The 15,893-nt window shown below is 74.0% G+C and carries 14 protein-coding genes; 8 read left to right on the plus strand and 6 right to left on the minus strand.

What is annotated here, in order from left to right; genetic code table 11:
• Window positions 1-34: 34 nt before the first annotated feature.
• Window positions 35-1,081, minus strand: coding sequence for a winged helix DNA-binding domain-containing protein (locus ACGBYP_RS01840; RefSeq protein ID WP_411581563.1), 1,047 nt, complete (start codon window positions 1,079-1,081; stop codon window positions 35-37).
• Between the two features lie 111 nt (window positions 1,082-1,192).
• Here ACGBYP_RS01840 and ACGBYP_RS01845 point away from each other — a divergent pair, with 111 nt between their 5' ends.
• The 3 genes from ACGBYP_RS01845 to ACGBYP_RS01855 all read left to right on the plus strand — a co-directional run bounded on the left by ACGBYP_RS01845 (window position 1,193) and on the right by ACGBYP_RS01855 (window position 4,466).
• The gene (locus tag ACGBYP_RS01845; protein ID WP_411581564.1) at window positions 1,193-2,134 is read left to right on the plus strand and encodes an isopenicillin N synthase family dioxygenase; all 942 of its coding nucleotides are present in this window, start codon (window positions 1,193-1,195) and stop codon (window positions 2,132-2,134) included.
• A gap of 139 nt (window positions 2,135-2,273) precedes the next feature.
• Window positions 2,274-2,705 carry a DUF1801 domain-containing protein gene (locus ACGBYP_RS01850; protein WP_411581565.1) on the plus strand — a complete coding sequence of 144 codons (432 nt, stop codon included), beginning with the start codon at window positions 2,274-2,276 and terminating at the stop codon, window positions 2,703-2,705.
• A 141-nt stretch (window positions 2,706-2,846) separates the two neighbouring features.
• The gene (locus ACGBYP_RS01855) at window positions 2,847-4,466 is read left to right on the plus strand and encodes an ABC-F family ATP-binding cassette domain-containing protein (RefSeq protein WP_411581566.1); all 1,620 of its coding nucleotides are present in this window, start codon (window positions 2,847-2,849) and stop codon (window positions 4,464-4,466) included.
• 117 nt (window positions 4,467-4,583) lie between these two features.
• On the opposite strand, the gene ACGBYP_RS01860 is transcribed toward ACGBYP_RS01855, so the two are convergent.
• The 3 genes from ACGBYP_RS01860 to ACGBYP_RS01870 all read right to left on the minus strand — a co-directional run bounded on the left by ACGBYP_RS01860 (window position 4,584) and on the right by ACGBYP_RS01870 (window position 8,074).
• Window positions 4,584-5,477 carry an oxidoreductase gene (locus ACGBYP_RS01860; RefSeq protein WP_411581567.1) on the minus strand — a complete coding sequence of 298 codons (894 nt, stop codon included), beginning with the start codon at window positions 5,475-5,477 and terminating at the stop codon, window positions 4,584-4,586.
• Between the two features lie 38 nt (window positions 5,478-5,515).
• Window positions 5,516-6,718, minus strand: a complete 1,203-nt coding sequence (locus tag ACGBYP_RS01865; RefSeq protein WP_411581568.1) for an MFS transporter — start codon at window positions 6,716-6,718, stop codon at window positions 5,516-5,518.
• 174 nt (window positions 6,719-6,892) lie between these two features.
• Window positions 6,893-8,074 carry a zinc-dependent alcohol dehydrogenase gene (locus ACGBYP_RS01870; protein ID WP_411581569.1) on the minus strand — a complete coding sequence of 394 codons (1,182 nt, stop codon included), beginning with the start codon at window positions 8,072-8,074 and terminating at the stop codon, window positions 6,893-6,895.
• A gap of 276 nt (window positions 8,075-8,350) precedes the next feature.
• Here ACGBYP_RS01870 and ACGBYP_RS01875 point away from each other — a divergent pair, with 276 nt between their 5' ends.
• Both ACGBYP_RS01875 and ACGBYP_RS01880 read left to right on the plus strand, forming a co-directional pair.
• The gene (locus ACGBYP_RS01875; protein WP_411581570.1) at window positions 8,351-9,421 is read left to right on the plus strand and encodes a M23 family metallopeptidase; all 1,071 of its coding nucleotides are present in this window, start codon (window positions 8,351-8,353) and stop codon (window positions 9,419-9,421) included.
• A gap of 90 nt (window positions 9,422-9,511) precedes the next feature.
• The gene (locus ACGBYP_RS01880; protein ID WP_411581571.1) at window positions 9,512-10,453 is read left to right on the plus strand and encodes a cation diffusion facilitator family transporter; all 942 of its coding nucleotides are present in this window, start codon (window positions 9,512-9,514) and stop codon (window positions 10,451-10,453) included.
• A 58-nt stretch (window positions 10,454-10,511) separates the two neighbouring features.
• Here the strand turns inward: ACGBYP_RS01880 and ACGBYP_RS01885 are convergent, their stop codons facing one another.
• Window positions 10,512-12,032 (minus strand): MFS transporter, encoded by a 1,521-nt coding sequence (locus ACGBYP_RS01885; protein ID WP_411581572.1) that lies wholly within the window; start codon window positions 12,030-12,032, stop codon window positions 10,512-10,514.
• Between the two features lie 78 nt (window positions 12,033-12,110).
• Between ACGBYP_RS01885 and ACGBYP_RS01890 the strand changes: the two genes are divergently transcribed.
• Together ACGBYP_RS01890 and ACGBYP_RS01895 are read left to right on the plus strand one after the other, a co-directional pair.
• Window positions 12,111-12,623, plus strand: coding sequence for a metallophosphoesterase family protein (locus ACGBYP_RS01890; protein ID WP_411581573.1), 513 nt, complete (start codon window positions 12,111-12,113; stop codon window positions 12,621-12,623).
• A gap of 11 nt (window positions 12,624-12,634) precedes the next feature.
• Complete coding sequence (locus ACGBYP_RS01895) at window positions 12,635-13,480, plus strand: putative RNA methyltransferase (protein WP_411582218.1); 846 nt, start codon at window positions 12,635-12,637, stop codon at window positions 13,478-13,480.
• Between the two features lie 72 nt (window positions 13,481-13,552).
• On the opposite strand, the gene ACGBYP_RS01900 is transcribed toward ACGBYP_RS01895, so the two are convergent.
• A complete protein-coding gene (locus ACGBYP_RS01900; RefSeq protein WP_411581574.1) occupies window positions 13,553-13,828 on the minus strand; it encodes a GlsB/YeaQ/YmgE family stress response membrane protein in 276 nt (91 codons plus the stop codon).
• 288 nt (window positions 13,829-14,116) lie between these two features.
• Here ACGBYP_RS01900 and ctaD point away from each other — a divergent pair, with 288 nt between their 5' ends.
• Window positions 14,117-15,877, plus strand: coding sequence for a cytochrome c oxidase subunit I (gene ctaD / locus ACGBYP_RS01905; RefSeq protein WP_411581575.1), 1,761 nt, complete (start codon window positions 14,117-14,119; stop codon window positions 15,875-15,877).
• The last annotated feature ends 16 nt before the right edge of the window (window positions 15,878-15,893 follow it).

A 15,893-nucleotide genomic window follows, 5' to 3' on the forward strand; every position in this document is an offset into this window, starting at 1 on the left:
ACCGCTCCCTTCCCGGGTGTTGTCCGCTGCAACCTCAGGGGAGCGCGGCGTACCGCACGTCGACGGCGGCGGCCTCGGCGGGCGTGAGCTCACCGAACGGCTCGACCTCGACCGGCCGGCCCTTCCCGCGGCCGGTGCGCCAGGTGGCCACCGCCCGGCCGGCCGAGACGACCGTCGGCCGGAAGACGCCGTTGCCGCCGGGCACGATGCGCGCGGCGTGCTCGGCGGGCACCGTGCAGCTGCGGTCGGCGTAGCCCAGCACCAGCTCGTCGAAGCCGGGGAGCAGGTGCACGCCCTCCGCCTCGGCCCGGGCCGCGGCCAGCCGCTGCGGGGTGCCGGGGTCCATCAGGTGCTCGGTGCCGTCGACGGTGAGCGTCTCCAGGTGCGGCCGCGCCAGCGCCAGACCGGCCCGGACGTCGCCGACGGTGGTGCCGGCCCAGCGGACCAGGTCGGCGACCGTGGCCGGGCCGTGGCCGGAGAAGTACCGCAGCGCCAGCTCGCCCAGCGCCTCCTCCCGGTCCAGCCGGCGGGGTGCGGGCGCCCACTCGTCGAGCAGCACGAACAGCTGGTCGCCGTCCCGGGTCGGGCCCATCACCAGCGAGCCGGTCTGGGACAGCCACCACAGCAGGTGGTAGCCGCGCTGCCCGGCCGTCGGCACCCCGCCGGCGTCCAGCACCGCCAGCAGCTCGGCCCGGCTCATCGCGCCGCCGCCGGTGAGCGCGGCGACCGCGACCTCGCGGGCCCGCTCGACGTCGGCCCCGGTGAGCCCGACGACCGCGCGGCGCTTCTCCGCACCCCGGACCGCCCGCTCGGCCAGCAGGTCGAGCAGCCAGGGCAGGTCGTCGGCGGCGGTGAGGTGCAGCGTGCCGCGCATCGGCCACGACCGGACGACGCTCCCGTCGTCGAGCGCCGCGGTGACCTGTGCTCGCGTGCTGCCGCTGCGCAGCGCCACCGACAGCAGCGCACCGGGCAGCTCCTGCCCCTGCACGGCGGTCAGCAGGCGCACGGCCTCGACGGGGGAGGCCGCCGGCGGGCCGACCAGCCGCTGGGCGGCCATCCGCAGCATCGAGAGCTCGTCCACGGGCCCAGACTGGCAGCCGGGTCCGACAGTGCGAGGTGTCACAGCGGCGTCATCCGGCGGCAACGCGTCGTCCCTACCGTTCGGGGCGCAGCCGTTCCGGACAGGAGGACGATGACCGCGGTCCCGCTGGTCGACCTGGCGCCCTGGTACGCGGGCGGGCCGCAGGGGCGCCGGCAGGTGGCCACCGACGTCGACCGTGCGCTGTGCGAGGTCGGGGTCCTGCTCGTCACCGGGCACCCGCTCAGCCCGCCGCTCACGCACTGCCTGCGCGAGGAGGCCCGGCTGTTCTTCGCCGAGCCGGCCGTGGTCAAGGCCGGGCTGGCGACCTTCCCCGGCGGGCGCGGCTGGGTGCCGCCCGGCGGTGGTGCGGCGGCCGACCTGGTGGAGTCCTTCGGCTTCGGGGCGGAGGCGGCGCCGGCCGCGGTGCGCGGGACGCCGGAGGCGGAGTGGTTCGAGCCCAACGTCTGGCCGGCCGGGACGCCCTGCCTGCGCGCGTCGGCGACCGCGTTCACGCGGTGCTGCGCGGCCGTGGCCGGGGACCTGCTGCGGGTGCTCGCCCTCGCGCTGGACCTGGACCCCGACTTCTTCGTCTCCCGCTGCGCCGACGGCGCCTGGTACGCCGAGCTGACCTGGCACCCCGCGCGGCGGGCCGTCGGGTCGGTGGCGCCCGGGCAGATGCGGGTCGCCGCGCACACCGAACCGGGCACCCTCGTCCTCGCCGACCGCGAGCCGGGCCTGGGCTGCCTGCAGGTGCAGACCCTGGACGGCGGGTGGGTCGACGTCCCGGCGGTCCCCGGCGCCCTGACCGTCACCGCCGGCGACCTGCTCGCCCGGTGGACCGGTGACCGGTGGCGGTCGGCACCGCACCGGGTCCTGCCGCCGCCGGTGGAGGCGCCTGCCGAGGAGCTGCTGTCGCTGGTGCACCGCGTCGAGCCCGACTCGCGGGTGGTCGTCGAGCGGCTGCCCACCGCGGCGGCCGGGCCCACGCGGCACGCCCCGGTGACCGCCGGGCAGTACCGGCGTGAGCGGGCCGGGTCGCTCGCCGTGGGCTGAGCACTACCGTGGTCGGCGTGATGGGGATGGGCAACCTCGGGCCGGACGGACGACGTCGTCAGCGGCTGGTCGCCGGGATCATCGTGGCCGCGATGCTGCTGGCCGCCGGCGCCGTCCTCCTGGGGTCGGTGCTCTGACCATGGCCGGCGACGGGACCGACGTCGACGCCTGGTTCGCCGCCGCCGGTGACCGCGCCGGGGAGCTGCGCCGGGTCGATGCCCTCGTCCAGGCGGCGGCCCCGGGCATCGACCGCCAGCTGGTGCCGGTCGGGTCGGGGCAGATGCTGGGGTACGGGCTGATGCCCTACCGGCCGCGGTCGGCCCGGGAGACGACGACGTGGCCGCTGATCGCGCTGGCCGCGCAGAAGCGGCACCTGTCGCTCTACGTGTGCGCCGTCGTCGACGGGCAGTACCTCGCGGAGGCCCGGGCGGCGCAGCTGGGCAGGGTCTCCTGCGGCAAGAGCTGCATCCGGTTCACCTCGCTCGACCGGGTCGACACCGTGGCGCTGGACCAGCTCGTGCGCGACGCCGTGTCCAGCACCGCCGACGGGCGCAACGGCTACAGCGGCTGACCGCGGTCCCGGGCAGGCCCTCGGCCCGTCGGTCATCGGCTCGTCGGCCGGTCGCGCGGGTGGCGGGCTGCGTCGGTGGCCGGACGCCCATGATCGACTCGGGAGCGCGGAGCCGTTTGCCCCGTCCGGGAGGATGGGGGCGTGGGTTACCTCGACGTCACCGGTGTCCGGTTCACCCTCCCCGACGGGCGGGTGCTGCTCGACGACGTCGCCTTCCGGGTCGGTGAGGGCGCGATCGCGGCCCTGGTCGGGGAGAACGGCGCGGGCAAGACCACGATGCTGCGGATCATCAGCGGCGACCTGGTGCCCGACGCGGGCTCGGTCGCGCTGGTCGGCGGGCTGGGCGTCATGCGCCAGTTCATCGGGTCGGTGCGCGACGACACCACGGTGCAGCGCTTCCTCGTCGACCTCGCCCCGCCCGCCGTCCGGGCGGCCTGGGACGCCGTCGAGGCCGCGGAGCTGGCGATGATGGAGGACGACGACGAGCCCACCCAGATGGCCTACGCCAACGCCCTGGCCACCTGGGGCGACGTGGGTGGCTACGACGTCGAGGTCACCTGGGACACCGTGACCGTCGCCGCCCTCGGCGTCCCGTACGAGGGGTGCAAGTACCGCGGGCTCAACAGCCTGTCCGGCGGTGAGCAGAAGCGGCTGGCGCTGGAGTGCCTGCTCCGCGGCCCCGACCAGGTGCTGCTGCTCGACGAGCCGGACAACTACCTCGACGTCCCGGGCAAGCGGTGGCTGGAGGAGCGGCTGCTGGAGACCCGCAAGACCGTCCTGTTCGTCACCCACGACCGGGAGCTGCTCGACCGGGTCGCCGACCGGGTGGTCACCGTCGAGGGCGGGACGGCGTGGGTGCACGCCGGCACGTGGGCGGCCTACCCCGAGGCGCGCGCCGCCCGGCACGAGCGGATGGCCGACCTGCGCCGGCGGTGGGACGAGGAGCACCAGCGGCTCATCGACCTCACCCGCACGATGCAGCAGCTGGCGAAGAACTCACCCGACATGGCCGCGCGGTACCACGCCATGCAGACCCGGCTGGCCAAGTACGAGGCCGCCGGTCCGCCCCCGGAGCGGCCGCCGGAGCAGCAGGTGCAGATGCGGCTGCGGGGTGGGCGCACCGGCGTCCGGGTGGTGATGGCCGAGCAGCTCGAGCTCACCGGCCTGATGAAGCCCTTCGACGTCGAGATCGAGTACGGCGACCGGGTCGCGGTGCTCGGCTCCAACGGCGCCGGCAAGTCGCACTTCTTGCGGCTGCTCGCCGGTCAGGACGTCGCGCACACCGGTGGCTGGCGGCTCGGGTCACGCGTCGTCCCGGGGTTCTTCGCCCAGACCCACGCCCACCCGGAGTGGCTGGACGAGACGCTGGTCGACCTGCTGTGGCGCGGCGACGGCGAGCGCCCCGGCGTCGACCGCGGCCGGGCGATGGCCACCCTGCGCCGCTACGGCCTGGCGCCGTCGGGCGACCAGCTGTTCCGGTCGCTGTCCGGTGGGCAGCAGGCCCGGTTCCAGGTGCTGCTGCTGGAGCTGTCCGGGGCGACCCTGCTGCTGCTGGACGAGCCCACCGACAACCTCGACGTGCTGTCGGCCGAGTCGCTGGAGGCCGCGATCGGTGCCTTCGACGGCACGGTCATCACGGTGACCCACGACCGCTGGTTCGCCCGCACCTTCGACCGGTTCCTCGTGTTCGGCTCCGACGGGCAGGTGCGCGAGACGCCCGAGCCGGTGTTCGACGAGGGCCGGGTCCAGCGCGCCCGCTGAGGGACGTCCGGCCCGCGCCCCGGGATCAGGTCAGCTGATCGTCGTTGCTCCTGGCGCACGGTGTGCGGTGAGCCAGGAGCACGCACGCTGAGCTGAGCTGATCCCGGAGCGACCCCGTCAGAGGTCGGGGTCGAGGGTGCCGTCGCCGCCGATGCGGTCCAGCTCGGCCATCTCGACCGGGCCGAGCACCCGGTAGGCGGCGGTCAGGTTCTCCTCCAGGTGCTGCACCGACCTCGTCCCGGGGATCAGCAGGATGTTGGGGGAGCGGGCCAGCAGCCAGGCCAGGGCGACCTGCATCGGCGTGGTCTCCAGCGTGCGGGCCACGGTCTCCAACGCCGCGGACTGCAGCGGGTTGAAGCCGCCGAGCGGGAAGAACGGCACGTAGGCCACGCCGTCCCGGGCGAGGGCGTCGACCAGGGCGTCGTCGCTGCGGTTGACCAGGTTGTAGTGGTTCTGCACGCAGACGACCGGGGCGATCGACGTGGCCTCGGCGTACATCTGCGGGGTCACGTTGCTGACCCCGATGTGCTTGACCAGTCCCTCCTGCTGCAGCGCGGCGAGGGTCTCCATCGGCTCGGCCAGCGAGCGCTGCACCGGCTCGGCGAACCCGGGCATCCGCAGGTTGACCACGTCCATGGCGTCCACGCCGAGGTGGTCGAGGTTGTCGTGCACGGCCTGCCGCAGCTCGTCGGCGCCCAGCGCCTCGGGCCACTCGCCGTCCGGCGTCCGGCGGGCGCCCACCTTCGTGACGATCGTCAGGTCGTCGCCGTAGGGGTGCAGCGCCTCGCGGATGATCTCGTTGGTCACGTGCGGGCCGTAGTAGTCGCTGGTGTCGATGTGGTCGACGCCCAGCTCCACCGCGCGGCGCAGCACGGCGACCGCGGCGTCCCGGTCGGCGGGCGGGCCCATCACGTGCGGGCCGGAGAGCTGCATGGCGCCGTAGCCGATGCGGTGCACCGTGCGGTCGCCGAGGGCGAACTGGCCGGACTTCTCGGCTGTCGGAGTGGTCATGGCCGGTGCCTACCCGCGCGCGGCGGGCGTGCACACGGTCAGGCGGCGCGGACCGCGGCGGTGGTCGTCGGCTCGGCGCGGGCAGCCTCGCGCGCGGCCTCCGCCCGCTGGTCGCGCACCACGGCCACCGACAGGACGGCGCCCAGCAGCGCCAGGACGGCGCCGACCCACATCGGTGCCCGGTAGCCCCAGCCCGCGTCGAGGGTGGCCGCGCCGAGCGCGGCGCCCAGCGCGTTGGCGGCGTTGAACGCGCCCTGGTTGGCCGCGGAGACCAGGCTGCCGCCCTGCACCTGCGCGGCCTCGATGGCCCGGTTCTGCACCACCGGCCCGCCGGAGAAGGTGATGGCGCCGAAGACCACGAGCAGGACGACGGCGACGACGGGGACGACCACCACGAAGGTGAAGACGACCAGCAGGGCCGCGGTCGCGAGCAGCCCGACGGTGACGAAGACGAACCCGTACCGGTCGCCCAGCCGGCCACCGAGCAGCGTGCCGACGGTCGTGCCCACGCCGAAGAGGGCGAGCAGGTAGGGCACCGCGCCCTCGGGGACGCCGGAGAGGTCGGTGAGGATCGGGGTGATGTAGCTGTACACGGAGAACAGCGCCGCGAAGCCGATGGTCGTGACCGCGAGGGTCGTCCACACCTGGCGGCGGCGGAAGGCGCCCAGCTCCTGCCGGAGGTCGGTGGGCGCGCCGGCGACCCGCGGCATCCACGCGACCAGCCCGACGATGGTCAGCAGCCCGATCGCCCCGGCGCCGCCGAACACCAGCCGCCAGCTCAGCTCCTGGCCCACGAACGTCCCGATCGGGACGCCGACGACGTTGGCCAGCGTCAGCCCGACGAACATCAGCGAGATGGCCTGGGTGCCCTTCTCCCGGGGCACCAGCGCGCGGGCCGCCACGGCGCCCACCCCGAAGAACGAGCCGTGCGCCAGCGCGGTGACCACCCGGGCGGCCATCAGCGTCTCGTAGCTGGGCGCGAGTGCGGACAGCGCGTTGCCGACGGTGAACACCGCCATCAGCCCGATCAGCGTCTGCCGGGGCGTGAACCGCACCCCGAGCGCGGTGAGCGTCGGTGCACCGATGACCACACCCAGGGCGTAGGCGCTGATCAGGATCCCGACCGCGGCGACCGAGACGGAGAACTCGTCGGCGACCTGGGGCAGCATGCCCATGATCACGAACTCCGACGTCCCGATGCCGAAGGCGCCGATGGCGAGTGCGAGCAGGGCGCGGGGCACGGCGGGGCTCCTCAGGGGCTGCGCGGGGGGAGAGGACACGAGGTGCCCACTCCCAGACAAGAGCAGTGCGGCCGGTTCCGCTGCCCCTGGCGCACATGAGGCTGGTCACGTCGCCCCACGCGCCACGGGCCGCGCCGGGACGAGGGTCCCGTGCGCGGCCCGCAGGACCGCAGGTCAGGGCTGCAGCAGCACCTTGACCGCGCCGTCCTGCTTCTGGCGGAAGGTCTCGTAGGCCTGCGACGCCTGCTCCAGCGGGACGTGGTGCGTGGCGAACGTGTCGACGCCCAGCGGGTCGGCGTCGGTGAGCAGCGGCAGGATGTCGGGCACCCAGCGCCACACGTTGGCCTGGCCCATGCGCAGCTGGACCTGCTTGTCGAACATCTGGGCCAGCGGCATCGGGTCGGTCGCGCCGCCGTAGACGCCGGACAGCGAGATGGTGCCGCCGCGGCGGACGGCCTCGATGGCGGTGTTCACCGCGGCCATCCGGTCGATCCCGGCGACCTGCATGACCCGCTCCATGATCGCGTCCGGCACGATCGCGCTCGCCTTCTGGGCGATCCGCGCGCCGGGGGAGCCGTGGGCCTCCATGCCGACGGCGTCGATGACGGCGTCCGGGCCGCGGCCGTCGGTCTTGTCCCGGACCCAGGCGACGACGTCGGCCTGGTCGGTGGAGTCCAGGACGTCGATGCCGTTGGCGCGGGCCCGGGCCAACCGCTCCGGGACGACGTCGGAGGCCAGCACCTGCGCGGCGCCGAGGTGCTTGGCGATGCGGGTGGCCATGTCGCCGATCGGGCCGAGACCCAGCACGAGCACCGTGCTGCCGGGCTTGACGTCGGCGTACTGCACCGCCTGCCAGGCGGTGGGCAGGACGTCGGAGAGGTAGACGAACCGGTCGTCGGCCGGGCCGTGCGGCACCTTGATCGGCAGCGTGTTGCCGAACGGGACGCGCAGGTACTGGGCCTGGCCGCCGGGCACCTGGCCGTAGAGCTTGGTGTAGCCGAAGAGCGAGGCCCCGTAGCCCTGCTCGCGGTTCTGCGTGGTCTCGCACTGGCTCTGCAGGCCCTGGGCGCACATCCAGCAGGTGCCGCAGGAGATGTTGAACGGGACGACGACCCGGTCGCCGGCCTTGAGCTCGGTCACCCCGGCGCCCACCTCGCGGACGACGCCCATCGGCTCGTGGCCCATCACGTCGCCGACGGTCATGAAGGGGGCCATCACCTCGATCAGGTGGAGGTCGGAGCCGCAGATGCCGGTCGAGGTGATCTCGACGATCACGTCGGTGGGGTCCTGGATGATCGGGTCGGGGACGGTGTCGACGCGGACGTCGTCCCGGCCGTGCCAGGTCACTGCGCGCATGGGGGGAGCTCCTCGGTCTCGGGGGAGCGCCGGGAGGTCCGCGACGTGGTCAGCGGGGACGGTCTCGGCGCGTGTCCTCCGGACCTACCCGGACCGGCGCGTCTGACTCATGAACCGCCGGCAGTCATGCCGTGACGGACGGTGCCCAGTTGGCAGTACTTGTTGTGACGCTGACCACTTGACCCGATGTGCATACCCCGGTTCGTAGATCACGAACTGATCACATCGTGTTTACATGGGCCTCGCCCCAGCACGACGCCGACGGAAGACAGGTGCATGGAACCGCAACATCTCGCCCGGCTCGACGACGACGGGACGGAGCGCCACGACGCCACCGTCCGGACCGGCGGCACCGCTGCCGCCCCGTCACCCGTGAGCCCCGAGGTGCCGGCGCCGGCGCCCGTCCGCAGCCTGACCCGGCGCCCCCGCCGCCTGTGCGGCACCTCCCCGCTGGGCGGCTCCACGGCCTGCCCGGCCGGCCGCACCGCGGTCGACGCCTGGCCGCTCGCGCTCGACGTCGACGCCCTGCTCGCGGCCGGCGCTCCCGACCCGGCCGCGCCCGGGCGTGCGGGCCGGACCCGGGAGCAGGTGGTCGCCGGCGGACGGCACCACCGTCCCCGCACGCCGCTCGGCCGCCCGCGGCTGCTCGTCACCGCCGCCGTCCTGGGCGTGGCCGGGCTCGCGCTCACCGCCGCCGGCAGCCCGGTGGACGTCGCGCGCGCCGCGGACGCCGCCCAGCCGGTCAGCGTCGCCGCCGAGCTCGGCCTGCTGCAGGCCGAGCGGCCCGCGCTGACCGAGGACCTCGCCGCCTCCCGCCTGCAGCAGCTGCTGGCCAGCCGGGCCGAGCGCGAGGACGAGCAGGCCGCCGCCGCCCGGGTCCAGGCCGACGCCGACCGGATCGCCTCCGATGCCGCGGCCGCCGCCGCCGCTGCTGCCGCCGAGGCCGCGCGGCCCAAGGCCGTGCTGCCCGTCCAGGGCGCCCGGTTCACCAGCGGGTTCGGCAGCCGCTGGGGCACGCTGCACGCCGGCATCGACTTCGCCGCGCCGATCGGCACCCCCGAGTACGCGGTGATGGACGGCGTCGTCGTCCGCGCCGGCGCCGCGAGCGGGTTCGGGCTGGCCGTCTACGTCCAGCACGAGAACGGTGACGTCACCGTCTACGGGCACATGCAGGAGATCCTGGTGGCCGAGGGGCAGCGCGTGCGCGCCGGCGACACGATCGCGCTGCTGGGCAACCGCGGCCAGTCCACCGGGCCGCACCTGCACTTCGAGGTGCACGTCGGCGGCATCGAGGGCGCCCGGGTCGACCCCGTCCCGTGGCTCCGCGAGCGCGGCGTCGCCCTCTAGGCGGACGACGGGCGGGTCCGGCGTCCTGGCGTCCCGGTCTGACATGCGGCATCCTGCATGTCAGACGTCCGGACGGCGAGGGAGCAGGCGATGGGGCACGACCACGGGGCGGGGCACCGCCACGGTGCCGGGCACGGCTCGGGCACCGCGGCGGCCGGGCACCGGCGCCGGCTGGCCGTCGTCCTGGTCGCCACCGGCAGCGTCTTCGTCCTCGAGGTCGTCGGCGCACTGATCTCGGGGTCGCTGGCCCTGCTCGCCGACGCCGCCCACATGGCCACCGACGCGCTCGGCATCGGCATGGCGCTGGGCGCGGTCACCCTCGCCCAGCGGCCCGCCCGCGGCCGCCGGACGTTCGGCCTCCAGCGGCTCGAGGTCCTCGCCGCGGTCGCCAACGGCCTGCTGCTGCTCGGGGTCGGGGTCTACGTGGTGGTCGAGGCGATCCGGCGGATCGGTGACCCGCCGGACATCCACTCCGGCTGGATGCTCGGGGTCGCCCTGGTCGGCCTGGCCGTCAACGTCGGGTCGCTGGCCCTGCTGCACGCCCAGCAGGGGGAGTCGCTGAACACCCGCGGCGCCTACCTGGAGGTCGTCGGCGACGCGCTCGGCTCGGTCGCGGTCATCGTCGCCGCCGTCGTCATCGCCGCCACCGGCTGGACCGGCGCGGACGTCGTCGCCTCGCTGGCCGTGGGTGCGCTGGTCCTGCCGCGGGCCTGGTCGCTGCTGCGCGAGGCCCTCGACGTCCTGCTCGAGGCGGCGCCGCGCGGCGTCGACCTGGACGACGTGCGGGTGCACGTGCTCGCCGTCCCCGGCGTCCTGGAGGTGCACGACCTGCACGCCTGGACGATCACCTCGGGCCTGCCCGTGCTGTCCGCCCACGTCGTGGTGCACGACGACGTGCTCGCCGAGGGTCACGGGGGGCGCGTGCTCGACGCCCTGTCGGCGTGCCTGGGTGGCCACTTCGACCTGTCGCACTGCACGTTCCAGCTCGAGTCGCCCGCGCACCGCGGCCACGAGTCGGCCGTCCACGAATGACGGACGCCCGTCTCCCCGCGGGGGAGACGGGCGTCGGGTCAGGCCTCGGTGCGGAGCGTCAGCCGGCGTGGACGGGGGCGTCGGTCGGCAGGTCGTCCTTGGTGGCCTTGATCAGCACCGCGGAGACGACGGCCCCGATCAAGAGCAGGACGGCGGCCCAGGTGAAGGCGGTCGTGTAGCCGGCGACCTGGGCCTCGAGCCCGGCGACCGGGTCCTCCTGCGTGGCGGGACGGTCGGTCAGCGCCGCGGTGATCGCGCCCACCGACAGCGTGGCCAGCAGCGCGGTGCCGATCGAAGCGCCGATCTGCTGCACCGCCTGCAGCACCGCGCTGGCGGCGCCGGCGTCGTGCGCGCCGATCCCGACCAGGGCCAGGTTCGACAGCGGCACGAAGGTGAAGCCCAGGCCGAGGCCGAGCAGCAGCTGGCCGGGGAAGGGGATGGCCCAGAACCCCGTCCCGACGTCCAGGAAGGACAGCAGGAAGAGCCCGCCGGCGGCGAGCACGCCGCCGAGGACCATCAGCGGCTTCGGGCCGATCCGCGGCACCAGCGCACTGGCGGCACCGGCGGCGATGAGCACGCCCAGGGTGGTGGGCAGCGAGGCGAACCCGGTCGCCACCGGGGTGTAGCCGAGCACCTCCTGGAAGTACAGGCTCAGGAAGAAGAACGAGCCGATCAGCCCGGCGCCGACCAGCGTCGAGGTCAGGTAGGCGCCACCGCGGTTGCGGTCGAGCACCAGCCGCATCGGCAGCAGCGGGTTGCGCACCCGGAACTCGACGACGACGAAGGCGGCGACCAGCACCAGGCCGACGACGATGAAGGTCAGGGCCGTGCCGTCGGTCCAGGCGTTCTGCTGCGGGTCCTCCTGCGAGGCCTGGGCGACCTTGGTGAAGCCGTAGACCAGCGAGGCCAGCCCCAGCGTCACCAGCACCGCACCCGGGACGTCGTAGCTCGCGTCCCCGGGCGCCCGGCTCTCCGGGACGATCCGGATCGCGGCCGCCACGGCGAACAGGGCCACCGGCACGTTGACCCAGAAGCACCAGCGCCAGTCGGCGTACTCGGTGAGCACCCCGCCCAGCAGCAGGCCCACCGCGGAGCCACCGCCGGCGATGGCGCCGTAGACGGCGAAGGCCTTGGCCCGCTCGGCGGCGTCGGTGAACAGCACGGTCAGCAGCGCCAGGGACGCCGGCCCGAGGAGGGCACCGAAGGCGCCCTGCAGCGCGCGGGCGGCGAAGAGCATCTCCTCGTTGACCGCCAGGCCACCGAGGGCCGAGGCGAGGGCGAAGCCGACCGCGCCGACCAGGTAGGTGCGCTTGCGGCCCCAGAAGTCGGCGATCCGGCCACCGAGCAGCAGCAGGCCCCCGAAGGTGAGCGTGTAGGCGGTGACGATCCACTGCTGGTTGGCCGCGGTGATCTCCAGATCGGTGGAGACCGCCGGCAGCGCGATGTTCACGATGGTCGCGTCGAGCACGATCATCAGCACCGTCACCGCGATGACGGCCAGCGCCAGCCACCGCTTCGGATAGGGCTCGTCGCCCAGGACGGGGCCGGAGCCCGGGGTCTTCGGGGCAGGGCTGCTCACGGGGTTCCCTCGATCGTCGAACCGGTCGGCCGGGTCGTCGGCCGATGGTCGAAGGTAGCGGGCTGCGACGATGCCGACGTGCCGATCTCCGTGGTGTTCATCTCCGACACCCACGTGCCCAAGCGGGCGCGCGACCTGCCCGCCGAGCTCTGGCGGCACGTCGAGGACGCGGACGTCGTCGTGCACGCCGGTGACTGGGTGGACGTCGCGCTCCTCGACGAGCTGGAGCAGCGGTCCCGGCGGCTGGTGGGCGTGTACGGCAACAACGACCACGGCGCCCTGCGCGAGCGGCTGCCGGAGGTCGCGCGGGTCGAGCTGGCGGGCCTGCGCCTCGCCGTCGTCCACGAGACCGGGGGCGCCGCGGGCCGGGAGCGCCGCTGCGCCGAGCGGTTCCCGGACACCGACGTCCTGGTGTTCGGTCACAGCCACATCCCCTGGGACACCACCGCGCCCGGCGGGCTGCGGCTGCTGAACCCCGGCTCGCCCACCGACCGGCGCCGGCAGCCCCACCCCACCTACCTGACCGCGGTCCTCGACGCCGGCCGGATCGCGGAGCTCACCCTGCACCGGCTGCCGGTGCGCACGCGGTGACGCCGCCCGAGCTGCCGGCCGCCGCGGTCGCCGTCCTCGCCTGCCCGGTCTGTCGGCAGGGGCTGGCCGCCGACGGCGCCGGCCTGCGCTGCGCGGCCGGGCACGCCTTCGACCGGGCCCGGCAGGGTCACGTGACGTTGCTCCCGCCCGGTGGGACCCCGCACGACGGGGACTCCGCGGCGATGGTCGCCGACCGGGCCGACTTCCTGGCCGCCGGGCACTACGCCGGCATCACCGCAGCGCTGGCCGACGCCGTGCTCGCCGGCCCGGCACCGCGCACGCTGCTGGACCTCGGTGGCGGCACCGGCGCGCACCTGGCCGGCGTGCTCGACCGGGTGCCGGACGCCGTCGGGGTGGTGCTGGACGCCTCCCGCTACGCGGCCCGCCGGGCGGCGCGGGCGCACCCGCGGGCGATGGCGGTGGTCGCCGACTCCTGGGCGCGCTGGCCGGTGCGCGACGCCGTCCTCGACCGCGTGCTCGTCGTCTTCGCCCCCCGCAACGGCGCGGAGACCGCCCGGGTGCTCGCGCCGGGGGGCCGGCTGGTCGTGGTGACCCCGGCGGCCGACCACCTCGCCGAGCTGGTCGGCCCGCTGGGGCTGCTCACCGTCGACCCGGCCAAGTCCGACCGGCTGGCGGCGGCCCTGGAGCCGCACCTGCAGCCGGTCGCCTCGGCCGGGCACCGGGAGGTGCTGGCGCTGGACCACGCCGCCGTGCGCACCCTGGTCGGGATGGGACCGCACGCCCGGCACCTGGCCGAGAGCGAGCTGGCCGGCCGGGTGGCCGCGCTGCCGGACGTCGTCCCGGTCACCCTCGCGGTCGACGTCGGCACCTGGGAGGCCGGCCGGCGGGCCGGCTGACGCGACGAGGGCCCAGCCGGATCGGCTGGGCCCTCGTCGGGTGGAGCGGTGCCCGCGGCTGCGGGCGGTGCGTCAGCGGGTGACGCGGCGGCGGCTGCCGGTCGCGAGCACGTAGACGAACAGCACCACGATGGCGCCCAGGATCGAGGCCCACCAGCCGCCGAGGGCGAACTCGAGGTTGCCGTTGGCGATCAGGTTGTAGATGCCGTTGCCCACCACCGAGCCGATGAGGCCGAGGACCAGCGTCGCGACGAGGCCGAGGTCCTGCTTGCCGGGGACCACGGCGCGGGCGATCAGTCCGGCGATGAAGCCGATGACGATCGTCAGAAGGATTCCACCAAGGCTCATGTGAGACCTCCTGTGCCTGACGGCCGTGGCCGTCGAGCGCTGGACTGTCCAGCGCAAGATCATCTGTGCCCGGGCTGATCAACGGGCAAACGCGTCGACCGTCACGACCCGGTCTCGGAACCGGGGGGTCCGCCGCCGGCCGCACCCGCGTGACCAGGGCCGGGACGGCGGATCGGTGGTGCACGATCTTGTGGCGGCGGTGGCCGTCCCGGCGTGCCGGGCGGGGCGCGCCGCACCGACCCCTCGACCCGCCGTGTCAAGCCCTGCAGGACCGTCTAAGCTCCGGTCGTGACGATCGCACCTGCCCCGATCGTGAGCCGGCCCAGTCCGGCACACGAGGCCGAGAAGGGCTCGCGGCTCCTCGGCCTGCTGCGCACGACGGACCACAAGACCATCGGCCTGATGTACACCACGGTGGCGTTCATCTGGTTCTTCGTCGGCGGGTTCATGGCCCTGCTGATGCGTGGTGAGCTGGCCCGCCCGGAGCTGCAGTTCCTCTCGCCCGAGCAGTACAACCAGCTGGTCACGATGCACGGCACGATCATGCTGCTGTTCTTCGCGACGCCCATGTTCTTCGCGTTCGCGAACCTGATCATGCCGCTGCAGCTCGGTGCGCCCGACGTCGCCTTCCCCCGGCTGAACGCCTTCTCCTTCTGGCTGTTCTTCTTCGGGGCCTCGATCGCGGTCTCCGGCTTCCTGACCCCCGGTGGTGCCGCCGACTTCGGCTGGTACGCCTACACCCCGCTGTCGACCGGGGCGCACAGCCCGGGCGCCGGTGGTGACCTGTGGATCGCCGGTCTGGCCGTCAGTGGTCTGGGCACGATCCTCGGTGGCGTCAACTTCATCGCCACGATCATCTGCCTGCGTGCACCCGGCCTGACGATGTTCCGGATGTCGATCTTCACCTGGGCGTCGCTGGTCACCAGCATCCTGATCCTGCTGGCCTTCCCGATCCTGACCGCCGCGCTGATGGCGCTGCTGGCCGATCGTCACCTGGGCGCGCAGGTCTTCACCGCCGAGAACGGCGGGCCGATGCTGTGGCAGCACCTGTTCTGGTTCTTCGGTCACCCCGAGGTCTACATCATCGCGCTGCCGTTCTTCGGCATCATCAGCGAGGTCATCCCGGTCTTCAGCCGCAAGCCGCTGTTCGGCTACAAGGGCATGGTCTTCGCGCTGATCGCGATCACCGCCCTGTCGCTGGCGGTGTGGGCGCACCACATGTTCGCCACCGGCGCGGTGCTGCTGCCGTTCTTCGCCTTCCTGACGTACCTGATCGCCGTCCCGACGGGCATCAAGTTCTTCAACTGGATCGGCACCATGTGGCGCGGCCAGCTGACGTTCGAGACGCCGATGCTCTTCGCGGTGGGCTTCCTGATCACCTTCCTCCTCGGTGGGCTGACCGGTGTCCTCCTGGCGAGCCCGCCGCTGGACTGGCACGTCAACGACAGCTACTTCGTCGTGGCCCACTTCCACTACGTCGTCTTCGGCACCGTGGTGTTCGCCGCCTACTCGGGCCTGTACTTCTGGTTCCCGAAGATGTGCGGCCGGATGATGGACGAGCGGGTCGGCAAGCTGCACTTCTGGCTGACCTTCATCGGCTTCCACGCCACCTTCCTCATCCAGCACTGGCTGGGCAACGAGGGCATGCCGCGTCGGTACGCCGACTACCTCGACATCGACGCCGGTGGCAACTTCACGACGATGCACACGATCTCCACGATCGGGTCGTTCATCCTCGGCGCCTCGGTGATCCCCTTCGTCTACAACGTCGTCAAGTCGTGGAAGCACGGCCGGCTGGCGCTGCGCGACGACCCCTGGGGTCACGGCAACTCGCTGGAGTGGGCCACGGCCTCCCCGCCGCCGCGCCACAACTTCGTCGAGATCCCGCGGATCCGCTCCGAGCGCCCTGCGTTCGAGCTGCACTACCCGCACCTGCGGGACCGCATGGAGATGGAGGCCCACGCGGGCAAGGGCCACGGGCCCTACGCCGGCGAGGCCGGGCTCACCGGTGGCAGCCGTCAGGGCGCCAACGACAAGGACCCGACGTAAGTCGTCCCACAGCACG

It is taken from the genome of Modestobacter sp. SSW1-42, from assembly GCF_046635825.1.
Lineage (GTDB): Bacteria > Actinomycetota > Actinomycetes > Mycobacteriales > Geodermatophilaceae > Modestobacter.